Source organism: Nocardia sp. NPDC050406 (assembly GCF_044459025.1).
Classification (GTDB): Bacteria; Actinomycetota; Actinomycetes; order Mycobacteriales; family Mycobacteriaceae; genus Nocardia.
Genome location: NZ_JBITIM010000002.1, coordinates 2153445 through 2177231, shown reverse-complemented (window position 1 = coordinate 2177231; position 23787 = coordinate 2153445). Strand labels below are relative to the sequence as shown.

23 protein-coding genes are annotated in these 23787 nt (G+C 68.9%); 8 read left to right on the top strand and 15 right to left on the bottom strand.

Annotation, left to right across the window (positions count from 1 at the left end):
* Positions 1–6: 6 nt before the first annotated feature.
* The 3 genes from ACIBH2_RS23385 (at position 7) to idi (ending at position 3263) form a co-directional block, all read left to right on the top strand.
* A complete protein-coding gene (locus ACIBH2_RS23385) occupies positions 7–1644 on the top strand; it encodes a family 2 encapsulin nanocompartment cargo protein terpene cyclase (RefSeq protein ID WP_397120665.1) in 1638 nt (545 codons plus the stop codon).
* A gap of 141 nt (positions 1645–1785) precedes the next feature.
* A complete protein-coding gene (locus ACIBH2_RS23380; protein ID WP_397120663.1) occupies positions 1786–2685 on the top strand; it encodes a geranyl diphosphate 2-C-methyltransferase in 900 nt (299 codons plus the stop codon).
* Positions 2682–3263, top strand: a complete 582-nt coding sequence (gene idi / locus ACIBH2_RS23375) for an isopentenyl-diphosphate Delta-isomerase (RefSeq protein ID WP_397120661.1) — start codon at positions 2682–2684, stop codon at positions 3261–3263. Before ACIBH2_RS23380 ends, idi begins: the two co-directional genes overlap by 4 nt.
* Here the strand turns inward: idi and ACIBH2_RS23370 are convergent.
* The 3 genes from ACIBH2_RS23370 to ACIBH2_RS23360 form a co-directional block, all read right to left on the bottom strand.
* The gene (locus ACIBH2_RS23370; protein WP_397120659.1) at positions 3260–3784 is read right to left on the bottom strand and encodes a hypothetical protein; all 525 of its coding nucleotides are present in this window, start codon (positions 3782–3784) and stop codon (positions 3260–3262) included. The genes idi and ACIBH2_RS23370 overlap by 4 nt on opposite strands.
* A 62-nt stretch (positions 3785–3846) precedes the next feature.
* Positions 3847–5073, bottom strand: a complete 1227-nt coding sequence (locus ACIBH2_RS23365) for a globin domain-containing protein (protein WP_397120657.1) — start codon at positions 5071–5073, stop codon at positions 3847–3849.
* Positions 5070–5534, bottom strand: coding sequence for an RrF2 family transcriptional regulator (locus tag ACIBH2_RS23360; RefSeq protein WP_397120655.1), 465 nt, complete (start codon positions 5532–5534; stop codon positions 5070–5072). Before ACIBH2_RS23360 ends, ACIBH2_RS23365 begins: the two co-directional genes overlap by 4 nt.
* A 203-nt stretch (positions 5535–5737) precedes the next feature.
* Here ACIBH2_RS23360 and ilvA point away from each other — a divergent pair, with 203 nt between their 5' ends.
* Entirely contained in the window at positions 5738–6967 is a 1230-nt protein-coding gene (gene ilvA / locus ACIBH2_RS23355; protein WP_397120653.1) for a threonine ammonia-lyase, read from the top strand.
* A 10-nt stretch (positions 6968–6977) separates the two neighbouring features.
* On the opposite strand, the gene ACIBH2_RS23350 is transcribed toward ilvA, so the two are convergent.
* Positions 6978–7301, bottom strand: a complete 324-nt coding sequence (locus ACIBH2_RS23350; protein WP_397120651.1) for a DMT family transporter — start codon at positions 7299–7301, stop codon at positions 6978–6980.
* A 240-nt stretch (positions 7302–7541) separates the two neighbouring features.
* Here ACIBH2_RS23350 and ACIBH2_RS23345 point away from each other — a divergent pair, with 240 nt between their 5' ends.
* The gene (locus ACIBH2_RS23345; protein ID WP_397120649.1) at positions 7542–7712 is read left to right on the top strand and encodes a hypothetical protein; all 171 of its coding nucleotides are present in this window, start codon (positions 7542–7544) and stop codon (positions 7710–7712) included.
* A 73-nt stretch (positions 7713–7785) separates the two neighbouring features.
* Here ACIBH2_RS23345 and argH read toward each other — a convergent pair whose 3' ends face one another.
* Together argH and ACIBH2_RS23335 are read right to left on the bottom strand one after the other, a co-directional pair.
* The gene (gene argH, locus ACIBH2_RS23340) at positions 7786–9207 is read right to left on the bottom strand and encodes an argininosuccinate lyase (protein ID WP_397120647.1); all 1422 of its coding nucleotides are present in this window, start codon (positions 9205–9207) and stop codon (positions 7786–7788) included.
* A 240-nt stretch (positions 9208–9447) separates the two neighbouring features.
* Positions 9448–10650, bottom strand: coding sequence for an argininosuccinate synthase (locus ACIBH2_RS23335; RefSeq protein ID WP_397120645.1), 1203 nt, complete (start codon positions 10648–10650; stop codon positions 9448–9450).
* A gap of 188 nt (positions 10651–10838) precedes the next feature.
* Between ACIBH2_RS23335 and ACIBH2_RS23330 the strand changes: the two genes are divergently transcribed.
* Together ACIBH2_RS23330 and ACIBH2_RS23325 are read left to right on the top strand one after the other, a co-directional pair.
* On the top strand, positions 10839–11393 hold the full coding sequence (locus ACIBH2_RS23330; RefSeq protein ID WP_397120643.1) for a MerR family transcriptional regulator: 555 nt from the start codon (positions 10839–10841) through the stop codon (positions 11391–11393).
* A complete protein-coding gene (locus ACIBH2_RS23325) occupies positions 11390–13741 on the top strand; it encodes a VIT domain-containing protein (protein WP_397120641.1) in 2352 nt (783 codons plus the stop codon). Before ACIBH2_RS23330 ends, ACIBH2_RS23325 begins: the two co-directional genes overlap by 4 nt.
* 5 nt (positions 13742–13746) lie before the next feature.
* On the opposite strand, the gene ACIBH2_RS23320 is transcribed toward ACIBH2_RS23325, so the two are convergent.
* Positions 13747–15033 (bottom strand): hypothetical protein, encoded by a 1287-nt coding sequence (locus ACIBH2_RS23320; RefSeq protein WP_397120639.1) that lies wholly within the window; start codon positions 15031–15033, stop codon positions 13747–13749.
* Between the two features lie 113 nt (positions 15034–15146).
* Between ACIBH2_RS23320 and ACIBH2_RS23315 the strand changes: the two genes are divergently transcribed.
* Complete coding sequence (locus ACIBH2_RS23315; RefSeq protein ID WP_397120637.1) at positions 15147–15731, top strand: TetR/AcrR family transcriptional regulator; 585 nt, start codon at positions 15147–15149, stop codon at positions 15729–15731.
* A gap of 76 nt (positions 15732–15807) precedes the next feature.
* On the opposite strand, the gene ACIBH2_RS23310 is transcribed toward ACIBH2_RS23315, so the two are convergent.
* The 8 genes from ACIBH2_RS23310 to ACIBH2_RS23275 all read right to left on the bottom strand — a co-directional run bounded on the left by ACIBH2_RS23310 (position 15808) and on the right by ACIBH2_RS23275 (position 23768).
* Positions 15808–16611: a maleylpyruvate isomerase family mycothiol-dependent enzyme gene (locus ACIBH2_RS23310; RefSeq protein ID WP_397120635.1), complete on the bottom strand. Its 804-nt coding sequence runs from the start codon at positions 16609–16611 to the stop codon at positions 15808–15810.
* Between the two features lie 116 nt (positions 16612–16727).
* Positions 16728–17249 carry an arginine repressor gene (locus ACIBH2_RS23305; RefSeq protein ID WP_397120633.1) on the bottom strand — a complete coding sequence of 174 codons (522 nt, stop codon included), beginning with the start codon at positions 17247–17249 and terminating at the stop codon, positions 16728–16730.
* Complete coding sequence (gene argF / locus ACIBH2_RS23300; RefSeq protein WP_397120631.1) at positions 17239–18186, bottom strand: ornithine carbamoyltransferase; 948 nt, start codon at positions 18184–18186, stop codon at positions 17239–17241. The genes ACIBH2_RS23305 and argF overlap by 11 nt, the downstream gene beginning before the upstream one ends.
* Complete coding sequence (locus ACIBH2_RS23295; RefSeq protein ID WP_397120629.1) at positions 18183–19388, bottom strand: acetylornithine transaminase; 1206 nt, start codon at positions 19386–19388, stop codon at positions 18183–18185. The genes argF and ACIBH2_RS23295 overlap by 4 nt, the downstream gene beginning before the upstream one ends.
* Positions 19385–20287, bottom strand: coding sequence for an acetylglutamate kinase (argB, locus tag ACIBH2_RS23290; protein ID WP_397120627.1), 903 nt, complete (start codon positions 20285–20287; stop codon positions 19385–19387). The genes ACIBH2_RS23295 and argB overlap by 4 nt, the downstream gene beginning before the upstream one ends.
* Positions 20284–21501, bottom strand: a complete 1218-nt coding sequence (argJ, locus tag ACIBH2_RS23285) for a bifunctional glutamate N-acetyltransferase/amino-acid acetyltransferase ArgJ (protein WP_397120625.1) — start codon at positions 21499–21501, stop codon at positions 20284–20286. The genes argB and argJ overlap by 4 nt, the downstream gene beginning before the upstream one ends.
* Positions 21498–22556: an N-acetyl-gamma-glutamyl-phosphate reductase gene (gene argC / locus ACIBH2_RS23280; protein ID WP_397120623.1), complete on the bottom strand. Its 1059-nt coding sequence runs from the start codon at positions 22554–22556 to the stop codon at positions 21498–21500. Before argC ends, argJ begins: the two co-directional genes overlap by 4 nt.
* A gap of 57 nt (positions 22557–22613) precedes the next feature.
* Entirely contained in the window at positions 22614–23768 is a 1155-nt protein-coding gene (locus ACIBH2_RS23275) for an alkaline phosphatase family protein (protein ID WP_397120621.1), read from the bottom strand.
* Positions 23769–23787 lie beyond the last annotated feature (19 nt).

The window sequence follows — 23787 nt, the reverse complement described above, 5'->3', positions numbered from 1 at the left end:
GCGACCATGTCGGTGCTCTCCCGCGCCGCGTCCCCGCCTGCCACCGATGAGGTGGCGGCGGCGGTCGCCGCACTCCTGACCGATCTCACCGCCGCTCCCCCGGCCACCCTCGACCTGAGTGGTGGCTCCGGCGGAGCCCAATTACCCAGTGCCACAGGGCCTTCCGAGTCACCAGAGGACACATCGGCGCGAAGCCACAGTGGTTCGACGCCGGTCCGACTGCCCGGTCCGGCCGGACTAGGCACCGCGAGCATTCTGCGCGGGGCGGCCATCGCACCGGCGACCGCCGCCGCGGCGGTGCGACGACCGATTCCCTCCGGCCCCACCGGCATCGGGGCGACCTCGGCGACCGCGCGGCTGTTGCCGAGCGCCCCGCCGCCAGCGCCGCAGGCGCTCGTCGACGCGGCCGTCTCCGCGACGGACACGGTGGCTCCGGCCGCCGTGGCGCCGTCCGGCGACATCGAACCGTCCACGGTGTCGGCCCTGTGCCGAATCCCGCTGCGCCCCACCGGATTGGGCACCACCTCCTGTTCGCCGCCGCACCTCGCTCGTCTCACGGAACCGACGGCCCCGCCCGAGGAAGCCGCTGCCACGACTCCGATTCCGCACGGCCCCACGGGAATCGGTACCGCGTCGGTGCAGCGGAAGGCGAAAGGCCAGCCGATTCCGACGCTCTACTGCCCGCCGCCGGTACGCGACAATCCGGTGCTGGCGGCGGCGGTGAACGAGGGGATCATCCAGTGGGCCGAGGACATCGGCCTGTACGAGAACCGCCTCGACGAGCTGCACAAGGCCGATTTCGGGCGGTTGATCATGCTCGCGCATCCCGACTGCGACGACGCGGACCGACTGCTCGCCGCCGCCAAATGCGCGGTCTCGGAGTGGTCGGTGGACGACTACTACTGCGAGGAGGATGCCGACAACCACGCCCCGGACGGCACCCCCTCCAGCGCCGAGGCCGAACTCGGGCCCAAACTCGAATTGGCCATGGCCGCCATGGATCCGGTGTTCCTGCCGGTGCGCTACCAGGCCCGATTGGAAGAGGCGCTGCAAGCCGATCCGATTCTGCGGGCCTTCCGCACCTCCTTCGAGCATCTGTCGCACTACGCCTCCCCTGCCCAGGTGGCGCGGCTGCGGACCGAGATCGCGGGCTGGTTCATCGCGCTCACCGCGGAGGCGGGTTGGCGGGCGGCGGGACGGATGCCGCCGGTGTGGGAGTACCTCACCAATCGGCAGCCGCACAGCTTCCTGCCGTGCATGGCACCGCTGGACGCCATCGGCGGCTACGAACTCTCGGCCGCCGAGTACACCGATGCCCGGGTGCGCAAGGTGACCACCACCGCGGCGCTGGCCAGTCAGATGGTCAACGACCTGTACTCCATGGCGCGCGAAGACCTCTCCAACGGAAGGGAATTCAACCTGCCGACGGTGTACGCGGCCGAGGAGAAGTGCTCACGCCGCGAAGCGGTCGAGTACACGGCGGTGGTACACGACGAACTCGTCCATCGCTTCGAGGCCGAGGCGACCATCCTGGCGGCCACCGGCTCGCCCGAACTGCGCCGCTTCCTGGGCGGGCTCTGGGCCTGGATGGGTGGCAACCGCGCCTGGCACGCCGACAGCCGTCGCTACAACGAAAGGGACTGAACCACACCGTATTCCGGCCATTCCGCACGGCTTCCACGCGGCCCGACAGTGCCTGCCAGCCGACAGTGCTCCTCCAGCCCACAGTGTTCCTCCAGCCGACAGCGCCCGAGTTCCCAGACCTGATCGAGAGGATGATCTCCGATGACCATGCTCCACCACGACGCCGACGGCACCCCCGGGGCCGAGAGCGCGAACCCGGTCCTGCGCACCGACTTTCAGAAATCCGTCGCCGCGTACTGGAACAACAACCCCAATGACGATCGCGTGAACACCAAACTCGGCGAGGTGGACGGGCTCTACCACCACCACTACGGCGTCGGCGAGCCGGACTGGTCGGTCATCGAGGGCCCGGAGGACACCCGCCAGGAACGCCTCGTCAAGGAATTGCACCGACTCGAGACCGCCCAGGCCGACCTGCTGCTCGACCATCTCGGCGATGTGCGCCCCGGCGACCGGCTCATGGACGGCGGATCCGGGCGCGGCGGCACCAGTTTCATGGCCAATCAGCGCTTCGGCTGCCGGGTCGACGGCGTCACCATTTCCGAATACCAGGCCGGATTCGCCAATGACCAGGCCAAGGAGCGTGGCGTCACTGACAAGGTGAACTTCCACTTCAAGAACATGCTGGACACCGGATTCGAGGCCGGATCCATGCGCGGCATCTGGACCAACGAGACCACCATGTACGTGGATCTGTTCGAACTGTTCGCGGAGTTCTCGCGGCTGCTCGAACCGGGCGGACGCTATGTGGTGATCACCGGCTGCTCCAATGACGTGACCGGCGGCCGTTCGGCCTCGGTGAGCTGGATCGACGCGCACTACGGCTGCAATATCCATCCGCGCAGCGAGTATTTCCGCGCGCTCGCCGCGAACAATCTGGTGCCCATCGCGGTCACCGACCTCACCCCGGCAACCATCCCGTACTGGGAGCTGCGCACCCACTCCGAATTGGCCACCGGCGTGGAGAAGCCCTTCCTGACCTCGTACAAGGAGGGCAGCTTCCAGTACCTGTTGATCGCCGCCGATAAGGTGGGTAGGTGACTGAGGAACGCACCGCAACCGGTACGGCGACCGATCGCGAAGCGCTGCCCGTCGAGTTGGTGGACGAGCGGGGCCGCGCGATCGGCAGCTGTCCGGTGGCGCAGGCGCACACCGCGCCGGGGCGGCTGCATCGCGCCTTCTCGGTCATGGTGTTCGACGCGGCGGGGCGCATGCTCATGCAGCAGCGGGCCGCGGTGAAGACCCGCTTCCCGCTGCTGTGGACCAATACCTGCTGTGGCCATCCCGAGCCCGGGCAGGCGGTGGCCGAGGCGGCGGGTATCCGGCTGCGGGAGGAGTTCGGCATCACCGCCGAACTCACCGAGGTGGGCGAATTCCGGTATCAGGCAACCGATCCGGCCACGGGGCGGGTCGAACACGAATACGATCATGTGCTGATCGGGCGTCTCGAAGGGGTTGTGCCGCAACCGAATCCGGACGAGATCGAGGATTTCGCCTGGGTGCGACCGGAGGCGCTGCGCACCTCCCTGGCGCATGCCCCGGAGGCGCACACGCCGTGGCTGCCGCAGGTTCTCGACTACGCCGAGCGGGCCTTCCGGTCGGGTTCGGTGGGCCGCTAGTCGAGCATGGTGGCCGAGACCGAGCCCACGCCGGTCCGGACGCCGGGTCCCATACAGCCCATGATCATGTCGGGCGTCATCATCTCGTAGGACGCGGTGATGCGGACCCGGCTGCCGCGGCCCACGCCGTCGGTGATGGCCAGATCCCCGATGCTGGGCTGGGCCATGGTCACCGGCCACGGGCCGTGCACGGTGCTGAGTTCGCCGTTGGACCAGCGAATGTGCACGGTGATCGGTCCGTCGGCGGGGTGCATGCAGTCGGCCATGGCGTCGTGGACGCCGGTGAAGGTGCCGCCGGTGATACCGGGCCAGCCGGAACAGTCGCGCAGGGTGCCCACCGAGGTGAAGGTCATCCACTTCGGGGTCATATCGATGCCGCCGTGTACGGCGGTCCAGCGGAAGTCACCGCCCTGGCAGGCTGCCGCGACGGGCGGTTCGGCGGCCGTCGGCGCGGCGGCCAGGGCGGTGGCCGCGAGGAGCGAGAATGCCAGGGCGATACCGCTGTTCCCGGAGGTCGTCACGGCCGCGACAATAGCCCAGAAAATGGCTCTACCTGCGCATTTACCTGCCGCGTTGGCGAGGGTCAGCCGTCGAGCAGCCAGTCGTTCGGTGCGAAGAGTTCGACATGCACACGGCTGGTGGGGATTCCGGCGGCGAGCAGTTGGGCGCGGACGGTCTGGAGGAAGCCCGTCCCGCCGCACAGGTAGAAGTCCGCGTCGGCGGGCAGCTCCTCCGCGCTCAGATCCATGAGACCGTGGCCCTCGTCGGCGTACCAGGCCCGGAAGTAGGCGTTGTTCAGGTCGCTGACCAGCGTGCGGACGCGGGCGCGCAGCGGGTGCGCGGCGGCGGAGCGGTCGGCGTGCAGGACGACGGTGCGACGGGCCGGGGTGTTGGCGGCCAGGTACTCCAGGATTGCGACCATCGGCGTGACGCCGACTCCGGCGGAGATGAGCACCAGCGGCGTGGTCGCGGCGGTGTCGATGGTGAGATCGCCGAAGGGCAGGGTGATTTCGAGGTCGTCCCCCACCTCGACGGTGTCGTGCAGCCATGACGACACCTCGCCCGCGGGGGCCTGCGCCTCGGCCTCGACCTTGCGGGCCGCGAAGGCGAGCCGACCGGTGCCGGGGGCGTTGACCAGGCTGTACTGCCGCAGCTGGCGGGCGCCGTCGGGCAGTCGCGCGCCGACCGAAATGTATTGGCCGGGACGGAAATCCGGGAGCGGTCGCGTCGGGTCGGCGGATTCGAGAACGAAGGTGGCCACGCCGCAGGGTTCGTCGACGCGTCCCACCACGCGGGTCTGCCGGAAGACGTCTCCGGGCTCGACCCCGGCGCGGTCGTAGAGGCCCTGTTCGACGTCGATGAGGGTGGTGGCCATGAGCCAGTAGACGCGATCCCAGGCGGCGGCGACCTCGGCGGTCACCACGTCCGCGCCGAGCACCTCCACGATCGCGGCGAACAGGTGCTCGTGGACGATGTGGTACTCGTCGGCGGTGACGCCGAGCGAGGCGTGCTTGTGGCCGATGCGGGAGAGCAGTTCGCGCGGATGCGGCAGCGCGGGGTCGACCAGGTGGGCGGCGTAGGTGGCGATGGAGGCGGCCAGCGCGCGCTGCTGTGCGCCCTGCTGTTGATTGCCGCGGTTGAAGCGGTCGCGCAGCAGCTCGGGGTGCGCGGTGAACATCGTGCGGTAGAACAGCGGGGTGATCTCGTCGATCTTGGCCCCGACCAGCGGGAGGGTGGCTCGGATGACCGCCGCGTGTTCGGGCTCCAGCTCGTCGGCGGTGTCCAGGGCGGTATCCAGTGCGGTCGTCATGATGTCTCCTGATTCCTGAGTGCGGCCGGGAGGGCCGACAGATGCAGCAGCTCGACGGTGCGGGCGGTTACCAGGTCGGCCAGGGTGTAGCGGTCCAGCTCCTGGTAGAACGCCTCCTGCGCGTCTCGGAGAACTCGCCGCAAACGGCAGTTACCGGCCAGCGGGCAGGGATGTTCGCCGAGGCATTCGACGACTTCGGCATCGCCTTCCAGGGCGCGGACTATCTGCCCGACGGTGGCGGCGCGGCCCTCGTCGGTGAGGAATATGCCGCCGGATCGGCCGCGGTGCGAGGCGACGAAGCCGAGTTCGGCGAGTCGGGAGACTGCTTTGGCGACATAGTGCTCGGAGGCATTGACCTGTCGTGCAACGAGTTTGGCGGTGACGCGCTCGTCGGCTCGGCCGCTGACCGCGAGCCGCATCATGGCGCGCAGTCCGAGATCGGTGAACCGGGATAGCTGCATGATTTCACGGTACGTAATTGCGACTCGAAAAAGCGCATTCGAGGCATGTGCTGTTTAATACGCGACCGAATGCGGATTATGTAATCGGGGACACAGGGCTATCGGATACCAAATGGCTTGTCTCGCAATTGTTCGGCAATCATCGTGGTCGCCGGGGGTTCCGGCTGTGTCATACCGGGCGAACAGGCGGGTCGGCTGGCAGCATGGCGGCCATGGATCTGGTCAGCCTGGAACGTATCGAGGCCGCGGCGAAACTGCTCTCGCCGGTCATTCGGCGCACCCCCGTGGTGTCGTCGCGGGTGCTGTCGGAGCGCACCGGCACCGAGATCCGACTCAAATGCGAGAACCTGCAGCGCACCGGGTCGTTCAAACCGCGCGGCGCGTACAACCGCATCGCGAATCTGCCCGAGGCCGATCGGGCGCGGGGTGTGGTGGCGGCGAGTGCGGGCAATCACGCGCAGGGGGTGGCGTGGGCGGCCACCACCCTCGGGATCGAGTCGACGGTGTTCATGCCGGTGGGCGCGTCGCTGCCGAAACTGGTGGCCACCAAGGCGTATGGGGCGACCGTGCATCAGGTCGGCGAGACCATCGACGAAGCGCTCACGGCCGCACTGGATTTCGCGGGGCAGACCGGGGCGACGCTGATTCACCCGTTCGACCATCCCGATATCGTGGCTGGGCAGGCGACGGTGGCCTTGGAGATCCTGGAGCAGTTGCCGGAGGTGGGGACGGTGGTGGTGCCGACCGGTGGGGGCGGGCTGCTCGCCGGAATCGCCGTCGCCCTCCATCATCTCGCGCCGTCGGTGCGGGTGATCGGGGTGCAGGCGGCGGAGGCGGCGGCGTGGCCCGGGTCGCTGGCCGTGGGCAAACCCGTTCCGCTCGATCGCATGGCGACCATGGCCGACGGTATCGCGGTGGGCCTGCCCGGCGCGGTGCCGTTCGCCCATGTGGCAGAACACGGTTCGGCCATCGTCACCGTCGACGAGGACGCTCTCTCGCGTGCGCTGCTGCTCTGTCTCGAACGCGCGAAACTGCTCGTGGAACCGGCGGGCGCGGCCGCCGTGGCCGCCCTCATGACCTGTGCGCCCGAGGATCTCGGCCTGCGCGGCCCCGTCTGCGCGGTCCTCTCCGGCGGCAATATCGACCCCCTGCTGCTCACCCGCGTCGTCGGCCACGGCCTCAGCGCCGCGGGCCGCTATCTCGCCCTGCGCGTGACGATCTCGGACCGCCCCGGCAGCCTGAGCGCCCTGCTCGGCGAGGTGGGCCGCACCGGAGCCAGCGTCCTCGACGTAGCCCACGCCCGTACCCGCACCTGGCTCGAGATAGACGAGGTGGAAGTCCTGCTCACCCTCGAGACCCGAGGCCCCGCCCACCGCGAGGACGTCCTCACCACCCTCGACGACGCGGGCTACTCCGTCCGAGTTCAGGACTGAATCCCGAATCTCAGTGCGCCCCACCCAATTCCAGCGCCAACACACCGGCAATGACGAGCCCGATGCCACCGACCTGCACCAGCGTCAGCTTCTCGTCGAGGAACAGCACCCCGATGATCGCGACCGCGACCACACCCACCGCGGACCAGATGCCGTAGGCGACGCCGACCTGCATCCCTCGCTTCAAAGCCTGTGACAGGCAATAGAAGGCCACGCCGTACCCGATCACCACAATGATCGACGGCACCAGCTTGGTGAAGCCCTCGGATACCTTGAGCGATACCGTCGCGGTCACCTCGGAGGCAATGGCCAACGCCAGAAACAGCAGAGTCATAGCGGGAGGATATCCAGCCGCACACCTCGGGCGGTGTCGCCGATCCCCGGGCGCGCGAAAAATGGAATGCGCGCGCCCACGCGCCCTTGCTACGGTCGTCGACATGTGGCTGCCCCTCTACTTCTGAGCGTGTCCGCGCGTCGGCTTCGACTCGACGCGTGATCTCTTGCCGCGCTGCGGCATTCCGATTCCGGCCGACCGCTGTCGGTGAGTCGGCCACACACTTTTCGAGGAGGACTCGTGCCTGCCCATTCCGAGGTTCCGAACGCCCATTCCGCCGATGAGCGGCCATTGTCTCGGCGGGAGCGCCGCGGCAAGGCCGCCAAGCAGCAGCCGATCGGTGGCAAGGTCCGCACGCCGGGCCGCGCCGCCGTACCGGCCGCCAAACATCTGAACTACCGGCGCGGTTGATCGACCGCGCCGCTCATACAGCTGCCCACGGCATCCGAGAGCGGATGCCGTGGGCAGCTGTCGTTGTAGGGGTTCAGCGCAGCCAGGCGCGCTGTTCGGCGGCGGTGGCGCGGACTTCTTCCAGCTGTTGGGCTACCTGGACACCGGCGGTGCCGCCGCGGGCGTTGCGGGAGGCGATGGAGCCCTGCACGGTGAGGACCTCGCGGACCTGGGGGGTGAGGGCGGGGTCCACGGCGGCGAACTCCTCGTCGGTGAGTTCGCCGAGGCCGACGCCGCGGGATTCGGCCGCCTTGACGCACGCGCCCGCCGCCTCGTGGGCTACGCGGAACGGGACGCCTTGGCGGACAAGCCATTCGGCGATGTCGGTGGCGAGGGTGAAGCCCGCGGGGGCGAGTTCGGCCATGCGGTCGGTGTGGAAGGTGAGGGTGGAGACCAGTCCGGCGATGGCGGGCAGCAGCAGTCCCAGTTGGGCGACCGAATCGAAGACGGGTTCCTTGTCTTCCTGGAGGTCGCGGTTGTAGGCCAGGGGCTGCGCCTTGAGGGTGGCGAGGAGCCCGGTGAGGTTGCCGATCAGGCGGCCCGCCTTGCCGCGGGTGAGCTCGGAGACGTCCGGATTCTTCTTCTGCGGCATGATCGACGAGCCGGTGGACCAGGCGTCGGCGAGGGTGACGTAGCCGAATTCCGGTGTGCTCCAGATGATCACCTCTTCGGCCATGCGCGAGAGGTCCACGGCGATCATGGCGAGGACGAACGCCGCCTCGGCGGCGAAGTCGCGTGAGGAGGTGGCGTCGATGGAGTTCGCCGCCGAGGCGTCGAAATCCAGTTCCGCGGCAATGGCTTCCGGATCCAGCCCGAGCGAGGAGCCCGCGAGCGCGCCGGAGCCGTAGGGCGACACCGCCGCCCGCTTGTCGAAGTCGCGCAGCCGCTCGATATCGCGCAGCAGCGGATGCGCGTGCGCGAGCAGATGGTGCGCCAGCAGCACCGGCTGCGCGGCCTGCAGGTGGGTCTTGCCCGGCATCACCGCATCCGGATGCGCGGCGGCCTGCGCGACGAGCGCGTCGACCACCTCGAGCACACCGAAGGCGATGCGCCGCACCGCATCCCGCAGCCACATCCGAAACAGCGTCGCCACCTGGTCGTTGCGCGACCGCCCCGCCCGCAGCCGCCCACCGAGTTCGGTGCCGACCCGCTCGATCAGCCCCCGCTCCAACGCGCCGTGCACATCCTCGTCGGACTCCAGCGGCCCGAACGCCCCCGACTCCACATCCGCCGCAAGCTGATCCAGCCCCGCGAGCATATCCGCGAGATCCCGATCCGACAGCAACCCGGCCTTGTGCAGCACCCGCGCATGCGCTTTCGACGCCCGCACGTCATAGGGCGCCAGCGCCCAGTCGAAGTGCGTGGACTTGCTCAGCGCCGCCATAGCCGCCGCCGGTCCGGACGCGAAGCGACCACCCCAGAGCGCGCCCTCATTGGTGCCGTGCTGCTCGGTCATGGCTGGCTGTCTCCTCCGGGTCGAATCGCTGTCATGAGTATGTGTCTGGTCATTTCCTCGCCCGTCAACTCGCAGCCGCGACTGGCGACCACCTGCCTCGGATCGGCGGATGCCACGTACGTGCCGACGGAACTAGTCCGGCGAATCGACGGCACTCAGCAGGATGTCCGCGTAGGGATCGTGGCACAGGGCATCCGGGCGGCGGGTTTCCGCCGCCCGCATGGCCGTCCGGAGTCGAGGCTACTTCTTGCCGAGATCCCGGCGGGCCGCCACCTTGGAGGAGAGGCCGTGGATCTGGACGAAGCCCTTGGCGAGGGACTGGTCGAAGGTGTCGCCCTCGTCGTAGGTGGCGAGGTTGAAGTCGTAGAGGGATTCGTCGGAGCGGCGGCCGTTGACGACGACATTGCCGCCGTGCAGGACCATGCGGACGTCACCGGAGACGTGCTGCTGGGTCTCGGCGACGAAGGCGTCGAGGGCGCGCTTGAGCGGGGAGAACCACAGGCCGTCGTAGACCAGCTCGCCCCAGCGCTGCTCGACCTGGCGCTTGTAGCGGCCCAGTTCGCGCTCGACGGTGACGGCTTCCATCTCCTGGTGCGCGGTGATCAGGGCGATGGCACCGGGGGCCTCGTAGATCTCGCGGCTCTTGATGCCGACGAGCCGGTCCTCGACCATGTCGAGACGGCCGACGCCCTGGCGTCCGGCGCGCTTGTTCAGCTCGGTGATGGCCTCGAGCATGCTCACGGGACGGCCGTCGATGGCGACCGGGATGCCCTTGTCGAAGGTGACGATGAGCTCGTCGGGGGCCTCGAAGTTGACGGTCGGGTCGACGGTGTAGTCGTAGACGTCCTTGGTCGGCGCGTTCCAGAGATCCTCGAGGAAGCCGGTCTCCACCGCGCGGCCCCACAGGTTCTGGTCGATGGAGAACGGCGACTTCTTCGAGACGTTGATGGGCAGCTTGTTCTCGGCCGCGAACTCGATGGCCTTCTCGCGGGTCCACGCGTAGTCGCGGACGGGCGCGATGACCTTCAGGTCGGGCGCGAGCGCGCCGATGCCGACCTCGAAGCGCACCTGGTCGTTGCCCTTGCCGGTGCAGCCGTGCGACACGGTGTCGGCGCCGTGGTACTCGGCGGCCTCGACGAGGTGCTTGACGATGAGCGGCCGGGAGATGGCCGAGACGAGCGGGTAGCGACCCATGTACAGCGCGTTCGCCTGAATGGTGGGCAGGCAGTACTCGTCGGCGAATTCGTCGCGGGCATCGACCACGATGGATTCGACCGCGCCGCAGTCCAGCGCGCGCTGGCGGACATCGTTCATGTCCTCGCCGCCCTGGCCGAGATCGATCGCCACGGCGATCACCTCGGCACCGGTCTCCTTGCCGATCCAGCTGATGGCGACAGAGGTGTCCAGCCCGCCGGAGTAGGCGAGTACGACGCGCTTGGTCATAGTCGGTGTGCTCCTCGATTGTGCGTATAAGTCATGCCGACCGGCCGCGATCTCGCTCGGCGTCCCGCGCCGCGGCCCGCGCCGTCGTCCTGCAAATGATTATGCATGACGATGCAAGCCCATTCATAACCGGGGTCCTCCAAGAGATTTTCATTGACAGTGTTCTAAAGCAATGTGACAGTGTCACTATGCAGTGGACGATCGCGGAACTGGCCTCGGAAGCTGCGACGGCCGTGGAACGACTCGGTATCGAAGCGCCCAACGGCAAGGTCGCGGAGGTACCGGATGTGCGCATGCTCCGGTACTACGCCTCGCTCGGTCTGCTCGACCGACCCGCCGATGTGCGGGGGCGGACCGCCTATTACGACCGCCGCCATCTGTTGCAGGTGATCGCGGTCAAGCGATTGCAGGCCGAGGGGGCCACCCTCGCCGCGGCACAGCGCCGACTCACCGGCCGTACCGATACCGAACTCGAGGGCATCGCGCGTCTCGACGAGGTCAAGCGGCGCAAGCAGTTCTGGGCCGAGGAGCCCGAATTGGCCAGCGCGCCACCCAGTCCCGCTCCCGAGCCAGCCCCGGCACTGTCGGTCGGGGTGCCGCTCGCGCCGGGCTGCACCGTCCTGTTCACCCCCGCCCGCACCCTGGACGGCGACGATCTCGCCGCCATTCGGGACGCGGGCCGCGAACTCCTCGCCACGCTGGAACGCCGTGGCCTCGTCCTCGCAGAACGGAATCACGTATGAGCACCCTTCCCGCCATTACCGACGACGAGCTGACCAGGATCGGCGGGCCGCGCACCGACGACGAACTCGTCACCGGCGTGCTGCGCCCGGCCGACGGGCACACCGGATTGCCGCTGGTCGCCATGGACGTGAACGTGTCGGTCGTCGGCTTGGTCGCCACAACGACTGTGCGGCAGGTCTTTCGGAATACGTTGAGCACCGGAATCGAAGCGGTGTACATCTTCCCGCTGCCGGATCGCGCCGCCGTCACGTCCTTCACCGCCGATCTCGCGGGGCGGCTCGTCGAGGGGGTGTTGCAGGAGCGGCAGGCCGCCCGCGACGCCTACGACCAGGCCATTGCCAGTGGTCACCGCGCCGCGCTCGCCGAGGAGGACCGTCCCGGCGTGTTCACCACCACCGTCGGCAATCTGCAACCGGGCGAGGAGGCCACCCTCACACTCGTCCTAACCGGGCCGCTGCCCGTGGACGGCGGCGAGGCGACAGTGCGGTTCCCCCTCGTGGTTCCGCCCCGCTACATCCCGGGCGAACCGATCGACGGGCCGCAGGCCGGATCGGGGACGGCGCTCGATACCGATGCGGTGCCCGATGCCAGCCGGATCACTCCGCCCGTACTGCTGCCCGGCCAGCCCTCGCCCGTCGAACTCACACTCACGGCCACCATCGATGCGGCGGGGCTGGGGCCGGTGGCGGTGCGTTCCAGCCTGCATGCCGTGACCGAGGAGTCCGAGGGCGACACGACGCTCGTGCGGCTGCGTCCCGGTGAGCGATTGAATCGGGATGTGGTGCTGCGCTTGGCCTTCGGTGCGGGTTCGGCGCTGGCCAGCACGGCGGTCGTCGCCGACGAAACCGTGCAGGTGACCCTGGTTCCCAGTCTGGCGGCCGCGCGGTCGGGACGCGGACGCGATGTGGTGGTGCTGCTCGACCGTTCGGGGTCGATGGGCGGTTGGAAGATGGTGGCCGCACGACGCGCGGCGGCACGCGTGGTCGATGCGCTCACCGATCGAGATCGCTTCGCCGTACTCGGTTTCGACCACATGGTGGAAGCGCCGACGGGGCTGGAGCGCGGACTCGTCGCGGCGCTGGACCGGAATCGGTTCGCCGCCGTGGGATGGCTGGCGAGCCTCGAGGCCCGCGGCGGCACCGAATTGGCCGCGCCGCTCGAGGAGGCCGCCGAGATGCTGCGCGCCGACGAGGAGCGCGAACGGGTGCTAGTCGTCGTCACCGATGGTCAGGTCGGCGACGAGGACCGGATTCTGCGGCGAATCTCGCCGAAGCTCACCGGGACTCGCATTTTCACCCTGGGCATCGACCGGGCCGTGAACGCGGGGTTCCTGCAACGCCTCGCCGCGACGGGCGCGGGTCGCTGCGAGCTGGTCGAGACCGAGGACCGCCTGGACGAGGTGCTCACTACCATTCACCGCCGCATCGCGCCGCCGGTGCTGACCGATGTGGTGGTCGAGGTCGACGGGCAGGCCGTCACCGATCCGGCCCCCGCGCACAGTGATCTCTTCGAGGGCGTGCCGCTGCTGTTGGGCGGGCGGGTCAGCGGTGCGGTCGGCAGCGTGGTGGTCAAGGGTCGCGATGCCGCCGGAGCGCCGTGGTCGACCACGCTCACGCCCACCCGCACCGAAGACAAGGCGGTGCGTGCCGTGTGGGCGCGGGCGCGCATACGCGATCTGGAGGACGCGTTCGCCGCCCGTACCGGCACGGTGACCGATAAGCAGATTGTCGCCTTCTCCCTGGAACATGGTGTGTTGAGCCGGTTCACGGCCTTCCTCGCCGTCGATCACAGCCGCAAGACCGAGGGTGAGGCGCTGACGGTGGTGCAGCCTGTCGAATCCGCTTCCGGATGGGATATGGCGGCCCCGGCTTCCTTCGCGGCCGCTCCGATGGCGGTGCACCGCTCCTTCACTCCCCCGCCAGCTCCGGGAGGGGCCTACGGTATGGCGGCACCCACGGCTCCCGGGTCGCCCGCGCCGGAGACCGTGCAGCCCGCCTGGGAAATGGGTTCCATGCCGACGTCCGCCAGGCGGTTCGTGCGCCGCAGGGCACGAAAGCGCGACGCGGGGAACGATATTCCCGCCGTGGACATCGTGGCCCCGTTCACGGATCGCCTCCGTGCCCTGCTTGCTCGCCCCGAGGCCGCCGAGGCGACCGCGTTGGCCGATGACCTCGATTCCGTCGGCGGCCCACGAGATCTGGTCGACGCGCTGCGCCGTCTGGCCGTGGCGCTGACGGCCGGTGACCGTACCGCCATCGACACGGCGGTAGCCGATATCCGCCGCCTGCGTCCCGAACTGTCCTCCGCGCCAACGAATAAGACCCACCGTCGAGGCTTCTGGACCTAGCCCGGCTACCCTGCGGCGACACCTTCGCACCGGTCGGCGGTGCGCCGCAGGGAGTCGGCCAGTGCCCGCCGCACACCGCTCATCTGTTGGCAACTGTGCTCGGCGGTGTCGTACTCGACCTGCACGGTGAGTCGGTCACCGACGGTGAAAGCCGTGAGCTTGGGCGGCATACCCGGCCCCATGGCGAGCACGTGGTCGCCGAGCGCGCGCACCCCGGCGGGCATTTCGTGGCGCGGTATCCGCCCGATGTTCGAGATGGCGAAGGTGGGCTGACTCGACACCATCGCGGCGGTGTCCGCATCGCGAATATGGCGGCCCACCAGCGCCATTCGCGCCGGATCTCGACGCGCGACGGCGGCCCGCACATCCGCCTCGACAATGCGCCCGAGCACGATGGGATCACTCGCCGCGCCGACCGACAGCGCTGTCCCCCATCCGGACGCGGCATTGAGCACGGTGCTCTCGGGTATGCGCGGCGCGAACACCGACCGCAGATCGGCCGCGAACCCGCAGACCATGGGCAGCTCCTCGAACGTATCGAACTGCGCCCGAAACGCGGCCACCGCACACCCGCTGAGCAGACTGTTGACGCTGATACCCGCGGCCCGCGCCACCGCCGTGAAATCCGCGGTCTCACTGGCATCCAACATGATTCGCTCGACGGCGAACCGTCCCAGCGGATCCCCGGCCGCCCCGTCGACAGGCAATCGAACCGGCGGCTCCCCGATCATCCCGCGCATCCGCTCGAGCAGCTCTTCGACCTCGGCCGCCGAAATCTCCTCGGCCAACCGCTCATCCACGGCCCCCGGCAGCTCGCCAGGCGGAACCGGCAGCGGGTGGCCCGCCAGCCGCGCGGTATATCGACGCCACATCTCCCCCAACAGCGCGAATCCCGAACGCCCATCGGCGATTCCGTGGTGCAGCACCAATACCACGCGAGTGCGCTCCCCATCCCGCAGCACCCGCGCCTCGAACAATCCCTGCGCGAAATCGCGCACCTCGTTCACCAACCGCAGGTACGCCGCCTCCCCGCCCTCCTCCACCGTCACCGTCGGCGAGAACCCGTCCACGACTCGCAACACCGCCCCGTGGTCCCACTCCGGCCGGGCCCGCAACAGCGGATGCATGCCAGCCAACTCCCTCACGACAGCGCGGAGCACGTCGACATTCACCTCCCCCTCGACCGTCGACCCGATATAGAGCGGCATCCCACCCGTGGGCACCGACCCGAAACGGGCATCGACTTGGAAGAACGGAAGTTCGAACGGCGAAATCGAACGCTGCGAGCTCATGCTGCACCTCTCGGACGAATCGGACCTACAGCCCGACCATACAAGCGTTTCAAACAGTTGTCACAAACAAACGTTTGAAACACACGTCAGCGCACCCTTGCTACCCTGCTGACGTGGGAACTCGTGAGGATTTGTTGGCGGCGGCCAAGAATTGCCTGGCCGAGCGCGGGTACGCGCGGACGACCGTGCGTGACATCGTGGCGGCCTCGGGGAGCAATCTGGCGGCGATCAACTATCACTTCGGCACGCGCGACGCACTGTTGAGTCAGGCCATGCTCGAATCCACCACCGCGGCCGTACAACGGATTCTGGATGGGTTCGCGGAGGCTCCCGGCGGCACGGCCGACGAGCGACTGGAGGCGTTCCTGCGACGGCTGACGGTGACATTCGTCGAGGATCGGGCCCTGTGGGCCGCGAATATCGAAAGCCTCGCGCAGGCACTGCATTTCGGGGAGCTGCGGACCGAGATGTCGGCGCGGCAACAGGATGCGCGCCGATCGTTGGCGGTCATGCTGCAACCGGGGGACGACGAACCGGACGACGATGTGGGAGCGCTGCTGCTCACGCTGCTGGATGGGCTGTTGGTGCAGTGGTTGCTCGATCCCGCGGCGGCGCCTTCTGCCGAGCGGCTGATGGCTGGGTTGCGCGGGGTGGCGGGGGTGCTGGCTCAGGAGCGGGTACGGGGGGAATTAGCCTGACCGGTCGAAATCTCCACCCACATGACGAAATCCGGCGCTTCAGACCGATTCTCGACCGCTCAGGCCTAACGCCACCTCACCCGAACCTGACCCGCTCCAACCAGAGCTCCAACAACTCCCCCTCCCCGAGGACCTCGACATTCGCCTCGGCCAGCGGGCGACGCCGGTATATGACCAGCAACAGTTCGGTGAGCGGCCCACGCGCCGCGACGGCGGCCTTCTCATGGGCGCGACGCCACGTGATCGTGTCGCCGGTGAGATCGACGACCCACTCGGCATGGAGATCTTCCGGAGTGTCCGTCGCATGGAAGTGCAACGTCCGCCCTTCGCCCAACACCTCCCTGGCCTCCGGGTAGTGCTCGAACAGCACTGGCAGCGAGACGAATTCGAGCCATTCGTCGATGGCGTCGGCCGCCACGACGGGGTCCACCGAGAGGTCCGCTTCGCGCCCCAGGGCGAGGGTGGCGTCGGTGCGGTGGACGAGCGCCTCATGGGTGCAGCGGCGCGCGTAGTAGTCCGAGGTGGGGGTGGTGGGCAGGGGCGTCCACAGGGGCAGTTCGGGACCGGCGGCGGCCAGGGCCCCGCTCAGTTTCGCGGCGCTCGCGCCCAGCCAGAAGTCGAGGTCGGCGGGGTCCTCGACCGGATGGCCGGACGGTTCGCGGAATCCGAATTCGTCCTCCGGCAACGGTTCCTGGACTCGGCGCTGCACGGCCGCCGCGGCCCACAGCTGCCCGCCGCCGACATGATGCGCCAACTGGCCGACATTCCAGCCGGGGCAGGTCGGCACCGCGGTCGTGAGATCGGCGTCCTGCAGGACCGCCCGCAACAGGTCGGTCTGGGTGACGATCTCCATGACATAGCGATCGAAGGGCAAGGCCATGGAGCAACGGTAGCGAACCGCGCGGACACCAGGGGACGCCACGCGCGCGCGAGATTCAGGCATTCGTGGGCCTCGCCGCGGCGGCGCTGACCGGGGACGCCACGCGCGTGCCAGATTCAGGCCAGCTGTTCGATCTTCGTGGCGAGTTCGGCCCCGGTCATGGGTTCGCGGGCGATGACGGCGATGGTGTCGTCACCGGCGATGGTGCCGACTATCTCCGGCAGTGCCGCCCGGTCCAGGGCGCTGGCCAGGAAGTGCGCCGCGCCGGGCGGGGTGCGCAGGACCGCGATATTGCCGCTGGCGTCGGTGGAGACCAGCAGGTCGCCGAGCAGTTTCGAGAGGCGCTCGGTACCGCCGGTGACACCGCGCACCGGGCTGCCGTCCTCGGGCACCACGTAGACGCCCGCGCCGCCGTCGGGGGCGCGCAACTTCACCGCGCCGAGTTCGTCCAGGTCGCGCGAGAGGGTGGCCTGGGTGGTGTCGATGCCCTCCCCGGAGAGCAGCGCGGCCAGTTCGGTCTGGCTGCGCACCTCGTGCTGGGACAGGATCGCGATGATGCGCGCCTGCCGTCCGGCGCGCGTACGGGCAATGGCCGCACCCGATTTCGCGGATGCGGCCGGGCGTCGCTCACCGCTCACTCGGCACCGCCAGGTGTTTGTCGAGCAGCCACACCAGCAGCGCCTTCTGCGCGTGCAACCGGTTCTCGGCCTCGTCCCAGACCGCGCTGTGCGGGCCGTCGATGACCTCGTCGGTGATCTCCTCACCGCGGTGCGCCGGAAGGCAGTGCAGCACGGTCACATCGGGGGCGGCGCGGCCGAGCAGATCGGCATTGACCTGGAAGGGCCGGAACGGCGCGACGCGGTCGCGGCCGTCGTTCTCCTGGCCCATCGACATCCAGGTGTCGGTGACCAGCGCGTCGGCGCCCTCGGCGGCCGCTTGGGGGTCCTTGGTGAAGGCGATCTTCGCGCCGGTCTCGGCGGCGCGGGCGCGCGCCAACTCCACGATCCACGGCAGCGGCTCGAAGCCCTCGGGGGCGGCGATGGTGACATTCAGCCCCGCGGTGACGCCACCGAGCAGCAACGAGTGCGCCATATTGTTGGCCCCGTCGCCAAGGTAGGTGAGATTGCGGCCGGACAGATTGCCCTTGCGCTCCTTCAGCGTTTGCAGGTCCGCCAGCACCTGACACGGGTGGAATTCGTTGGACAGCGCGTTCACCACCGGAACCGTTGCGGCCGAAGCCATCTCGTCCAGGCGGGTCTGTTCGAAGGTGCGCCACACGATGGCGTCCACGTACCGGGAGAGCACCCGCCCGGTGTCGGCGAGGGTCTCCTCGCGGCCCAACTGGGTGTCGCGGCCGTCCACAACCACGGCGTGCCCGCCGAGCTGGGCGATACCCATTTCGAAGGAGAAGCGGGTACGGGTGGAGTTCTTCTCGAACATGACCGCCACGCCGCGCGGGCCTTCGAGGGGTTTGCGGGAGAGCGGCGCTTTCTTCAATTCCGCGGCGATGGCCAGGATTTCGGCCTGTTCGGCGGGCGTCACATCGTCGTCGCGCAGGAAGTGTCGAATGGTCACTTGGAGGTCCCCTTCTCCGCGGCGGCCTGCGCGGCATCGAGAATGCCGGGCAGGTCGTGCAGGAAATTCTCGGCCTGGTTCTCGGTGAGCACCAGCGGCGGCGCGAGTCGAATCACGTTGGGCTTGGCGGGATTCAGCAGATATCCGGCCTCGCGGGCGGCCTCGTCGACCTGGGCGGAGGCATCGGCGGTGAGCTGGATCCCGATGAGCAGTCCGGCACCCCGGACGTGGTCCACGAGCGGGTGCCCGAGGTCGGCGATCCCGTCGACCAGGGTCTTGCCGAGGGTTTCGACATGGCCGAGCAGATCCTGCTCGTCGATGGTGCGCAACACCGCCAAAGCCGCTGCGGCACAGACGGGATTGCCGCCGAAGGTGGTGCCGTGCAGACCCGGGGTGAGCAGCTCCGCCGCCGCGCCCTGGGCCAGCACCGCGCCGATGGGCAGGCCGCCGCCGAGGCCCTTGGCCAGGGTGATGACATCGGGCACGATTCCGGCGGCCTGGTGCGCGAACATATGGCCGGTGCGGCCGATACCCGTCTGCACCTCGTCCAGGATCAGCAGTGCGCCATGCTCTTTGGTGAGGGCGCGGGCCTTGGCCAGGTAGTCGGCCGGGGGCACCACGACACCGCTCTCGCCCATGATGGGTTCGAGGAACACCGCGGCGGTCTCACCGTCGATGGCGGCGGCGAGGGCGTCTGCGTCACCGTAGGGCACGTGCACCACGCCGGGCGGCATGGGTTCGAACGGGGCCCGCTTGGACGGCTGCCCGGTCAGCGCCAGCGCGCCCATGGTGCGGCCGTGGAAGGCCTCCTCACAGGCGACGATCTTGATTTTGCCGGTCAGGCGCGCGATCTTGAACGCGGCCTCGTTGGCCTCGGTGCCGGAGTTGCAGAAGAACGCCCGGCCGTGCCCGTCACCGAAGTGCGCGAGCAGCTTCTCGGCCAGCTCCAGAACCGGTTCGCTCGCATAGAGATTCGAGACGTGCCCGAGGGTGCCGAGCTGCTGGGTCACCGCCTCCAGAATGGCCGGATGCGCGTGGCCGAGGCTGTTGACCGCGATACCGCCGAGGAAGTCCACGTAGCGCTTGCCGTCGGCGTCGTAGAGCACCGCGCCCGCACCGCGCACCAGCGCCACCTTGGGGGTGCCGTAGTTGTTCATCAGGGCGGTGGACCACCGCTGCTGAAGGTCGGCCGTGTTGGTCATACATACTCCTGAGCCGGGGTGACCATCGTGCCGATGCCCTCCCCCGTGAATAGTTCCAGCAGCACCGAATGCGGCACCCGGCCGTCGATCACATGCGCGGTCGGGACGCCGCCGAGCACGGCGCGCAGGCAGGCTTCCATCTTGGGCACCATGCCCGCGTCGAGACTGGGCAGCAACTTCTCGAGTTCGTCGGTATCGATGCGGGTGGTCAGCGAGGACCGGTCGGGCCAATCGGTGTACAGGCCTTCGACATCGGTGAGCACCACCAGCTTCTCCGCGCCGATGCCCTCGGCGAGCGCGGCGGCGGCGGTATCGGCATTGATGTTGTGCACCACGCCGTTCGAGTCCGGGGCGATGGTGGACACCACCGGAATGCGGCCCGCGCCGATGAGGTCCAGGACGGCTTCGGGATTCACCTCGGTGACATCGCCGACCAGGCCGATATCGGTGGCGATGCCGTCCACGTGGACGGTGCGGCGGGTGGCGGTGAACAGGTGCGCGTCCTCACCGGAGATGCCGACGGCGTAGGGGCCGTGGGCGTTGATCAGCCCGACGAGTTCGCGGCCGACCTGGCCGAACAGCACCATGCGCACGACATCCATCACCTCGGGGGTGGTTACCCGGAAGCCGCCGCGGAATTCGCCTTGCAGGCCAAGCCTTTTCAGCATGGCGCTGATCTGCGGGCCGCCGCCGTGCACCACGACGGGGTGGACGCCGACGGTGCGCAGGAAGGCCATATCGGCGGCGAAGGCGCGCTTGAGTTCCTCGTCGACCATGGCATTGCCGCCGTACTTGACGACCACGATCTTGTCGCGGAACTTCTGCAGCCAGGGCAGCGCGTCGGCGAGGACGTGCGCCTTGTCCAGGGCCGAAAGCTGTTCGTGCAGTGGGCTGCTCATGAGCTGTAGGCCGAATTCTCTTCGACGTAGCCGTGCGAGAGGTCGGTGGTGCGAATGGTGGCCTCACCGTCGCCCACGCCGAGTTCGACGACCACGTGGATATCCATGCCGGAAAGGTCCACCTCACGCGCGCCCGGAGCGCCGGTGCCGTTGACGCACACCGGATTTCCATTGAACGACACCGTGATGAGGTTGGGGTCCAGCTCGATCGGCGCGATGCCGATGGCGGCGAGCACCCGCCCCCAGTTCGGGTCGGAGCCGAAGAACGCGGTCTTGACCAGGCTGTCGCGGGCGATGGCGCGCGCGCCGATAAGCGCCTCGTCCTCGCTCACCGCGCCCTTCACGGTGACCAGCACCCGCTTGGTGACGCCCTCGGCATCGGCCATGAGCTGGCTGGCGAGATCGTCGCAGACGGCCAGCACGGCGGCGTTCAGCTCCTCCTGCGACGGCGTGACCTCGCTCGCGCCATTGGCGAGCAGCAGCACGGTGTCGTTGGTGGAGCAGGAGCCGTCCACGTCGAGGCGGTCGAAGGTGCGGGCGGTGGCATTGCGCAGCGCCTGGTCGAGCTGTTCCGGGGTGGCCTGCGCGTCGGTGGTGAGCACCACGAGCATGGTGGCCAGCGAGGGGGCGAGCATGCCCGCGCCCTTGGCCATACCGCCCACATTCCACTTGTCGCGGTGGTGGAAGGCGGCCTCTTTCGGCACGGTGTCGGTGGTCATGATGGCGCGCGCGGCCTCCGCGCCGCCGGACAGGCCGCCGCCCATCTCGTGCACGATCTCGGTGACCGCCGGAATGAGCTTGTCCATCGGCAGCCGGTCACCGATGAGACCCGTTGAGCAGACCGCGATCTCGCCCGCTCCGGTCTCGGTTCCCCAGTTGCTCAGCGCTTTCGCGAGTTCCTCGGCGGTGGCGTGGGTGTCCTGGAAGCCACCCGGACCGGTACACGCGTTCGCGCCACCGGAATTCAGGATGACCGCGCGCAGGCGGCCGCCGGTGAGCACCTGCTGCGACCACAACACCGGCGCGGCCTTCACCTTGTTGCGGGTGAACACGCCCGCAGCGGCGTACTCCGGGCCTTCGCTGAAGACCAGTGCCAGATCCGGCTTTCCGCTGACCTTGATACCCGCCGCGATACCGGCGGCCCGGAACCCGAGCGGCGCGGTGACGCCCTGGGTCCGGACGAGCTTGCCGCTCTCGTTGTCGAATGTCGTCACGGTGCCACTCCTACGGTGGAAAGTCCTGCGGTCTCGTCGAATCCGACGGCCAGATTCATGGATTGCACCGCGGCCCCCGCGGTGCCCTTGGTCAAATTGTCGATCGCGCCGATGACCACGAGCAGTCCGGCGTCGGCGTCCACCCGCACCTGGAGGGTGACGGCATTGGAGCCGAGCACCGAACCGGTCTGCGGCAGTTGGCCTTCCGGCAGCAGGTGCACGAAAGGTTCGTCGGCATAGGCTTTCTCGTAGACGGCGCGGGCCTGCTCGGCGTCGACGGTGATCGGAGCGGTGCAGGTGGCGAGAATCCCGCGCGCCATGGGGGCGAGCACGGGGGTGAAGGAGACCTTCACGTCGACGCCGCCCGCGGCCTTCAGGTTCTGCGCGATCTCCGGGGTGTGCCGGTGCGCGCCCGCGATGTTGTAGGCGCGGGCCGAGCCCATCACCTCGGAGCCGAGCAGACCGACATCGAGTTTGCGGCCCGCGCCCGAGGTGCCGCTGACGGCGACCACGTGCACGGTCGGTTCGATGATTCCGGCGGCGATGGCCGGGGCGAGGGCCAGGCTCGCCACCGTCGGGTAGCAGCCCGGCACCGCGATCCGGGTCGCGCCGCGCAGGGCGTCGCGGCCGCCGGGCAACTCCGGCAGGCCGTAGGGCCAGCTACCCGCGTGCGCGCTGCCGTAGTACTTCTCCCAGGCCGCGGCGTCGGTGAGCCGGAAGTCCGCGCCACAGTCGATGATGACCGTCGATGCGGGCAGTTCCTTGGCGAGCGCGGCCGACTGTCCGTGCGGCAGGCCGAGGAAGACGACATCGTGCCCGGCCAGTTCCTCGACGGCGGTGGGCGCGAGCACCCGGTCCGCGAGCGGCAGCAGATGCGGCTGGAGCTCCCCGAGCGGCGTCCCGGCGTTCGCGCCCGCGGTCAGCGCCCCGATCTCGAGACGCCCGGCACGGTAGGCCGGATGCCCGAGCAGCAATCGCAATACTTCGCCGCCCGCGTACCCGCTCGCACCCGCCACCGCGACCCGTACCGTGGGCCCACCCGAGGTTTCCACCATGTGATGATTATGCACGAACGTGCAAGCTCATTCACGAGTGGGTGTTCGATCCCCTGCTCAGGGCTGGAAGACCAGCAGCGGAACGTGCATCTCCGCCGAGGTCAGGCTGCCGTGATGGCCGACGAGGCTCGATTGCAGCGGTTCGACCGCGGAGCGGATGACGCCGCCGCGATTGCGCGCCACCACGACGAGATCGCCGATGCGGGCCAGGCTCTCGGCGGATACCGTCGGGCCGAACCAGCCGAGGTCGACGGCGTCGTCGCGCAGCAGCACCTCGAAACGCTCGCCGAGCACCTCACGCCACGCGGCCTCGACGTCCTTCGCGGCACCGTCGAGGGTATAGACGTGGCGTGCCCGGGGTTCCCCGCCGAGCTCGGTGACGCCGTCGCTCAGCACGGGATCGGTGTCGAAGTCGACGCGATCGTCCAACTCCACCATGCCGTGATCGGCGGTCACCACCAGCGCGCCGTCGGCGGGCAGCCGTTCGGCGATCGCCCGCACCGCCCGATCGACATTGGCCAACTCCAGCTGCCACGCCTGCGACCCCGGCCCGCGCACGTGCCCGGTCGTATCCAGATCCGCGTGGTAGGCGTACACCAGCGACCGATCCCCCTGCCGCAGTGCGGTGACCGCACCGTCCACCAGGTCACCCATGGACACGTCGAACCGAAACTCGCTGCCCCGGAACACCGCTCGCGTCAACCCCGACCCCGCCTGCATCAGCGGCGCGACCTGGGTCACGGCGATACCTTCCGCCGCGGCCCGCTCGAACACCGTCGCCCGAGGCTGAAACTCCTCCGGCACCAGCTCTTTCAGCAGATCGACCTTCGGCCCCGCCCCATGCAGCCGCCACTTGAGCGGACTCATCAACCGCTCCTGCCCCGGCACCCGCAGCAAATACCCCACCAACCCGTGCTCCCCCGGCGGCACCCCCACCCCGAGCGAGGTCAAACTGGTGGTAGTCGTCGTCGGAAACCCCGCAGTCAACACCCTCGGCTCAGCACCGGCCAGAAACGGCGCGACATCAGCATGCTCAGCCAACTGCTCCGCCCCCAACCCATCCACCAGCAGCACACACACCCGCCGCGCACTCAGCCCCAACCCAAGCCGGTCCGTCTCACCAGCCACCCCCAACCCAGCCAAGACCGAAGGAAACAGATCCGCCAGAGATTCCCGCCCATACCGCGGCACCGTGAACACGCTTCCCACCATCTCAAGATCACGGATGCCG

Coding starts and splice junctions, on each gene's coding strand:
- ACIBH2_RS23385 (WP_397120665.1), top strand. CDS start 7: ATGTCGGTGCTCTCCCGCGCCGCGTCCCCGCCTGCCACCGATGAGGTG.
- ACIBH2_RS23380 (WP_397120663.1), top strand. CDS start 1,786: ATGACCATGCTCCACCACGACGCCGACGGCACCCCCGGGGCCGAGAGC.
- ACIBH2_RS23365 (WP_397120657.1), bottom strand. CDS start 5,073: ATGACGACCGCACTGGATACCGCCCTGGACACCGCCGACGAGCTGGAG.
- ACIBH2_RS23360 (WP_397120655.1), bottom strand. CDS start 5,534: ATGCAGCTATCCCGGTTCACCGATCTCGGACTGCGCGCCATGATGCGG.
- ilvA (WP_397120653.1), top strand. CDS start 5,738: ATGGCGGCCATGGATCTGGTCAGCCTGGAACGTATCGAGGCCGCGGCG.
- ACIBH2_RS23350 (WP_397120651.1), bottom strand. CDS start 7,301: ATGACTCTGCTGTTTCTGGCGTTGGCCATTGCCTCCGAGGTGACCGCG.
- argH (WP_397120647.1), bottom strand. CDS start 9,207: ATGACCGAGCAGCACGGCACCAATGAGGGCGCGCTCTGGGGTGGTCGC.
- ACIBH2_RS23335 (WP_397120645.1), bottom strand. CDS start 10,650: ATGACCAAGCGCGTCGTACTCGCCTACTCCGGCGGGCTGGACACCTCT.
- ACIBH2_RS23330 (WP_397120643.1), top strand. CDS start 10,839: ATGCAGTGGACGATCGCGGAACTGGCCTCGGAAGCTGCGACGGCCGTG.
- ACIBH2_RS23325 (WP_397120641.1), top strand. CDS start 11,390: ATGAGCACCCTTCCCGCCATTACCGACGACGAGCTGACCAGGATCGGC.
- ACIBH2_RS23320 (WP_397120639.1), bottom strand. CDS start 15,033: ATGAGCTCGCAGCGTTCGATTTCGCCGTTCGAACTTCCGTTCTTCCAA.
- ACIBH2_RS23310 (WP_397120635.1), bottom strand. CDS start 16,611: ATGGCCTTGCCCTTCGATCGCTATGTCATGGAGATCGTCACCCAGACC.
- ACIBH2_RS23295 (WP_397120629.1), bottom strand. CDS start 19,388: ATGACCAACACGGCCGACCTTCAGCAGCGGTGGTCCACCGCCCTGATG.
- argB (WP_397120627.1), bottom strand. CDS start 20,287: ATGAGCAGCCCACTGCACGAACAGCTTTCGGCCCTGGACAAGGCGCAC.
- argC (WP_397120623.1), bottom strand. CDS start 22,556: ATGGTGGAAACCTCGGGTGGGCCCACGGTACGGGTCGCGGTGGCGGGT.
- ACIBH2_RS23275 (WP_397120621.1), bottom strand. CDS start 23,768: ATGGTGGGAAGCGTGTTCACGGTGCCGCGGTATGGGCGGGAATCTCTG.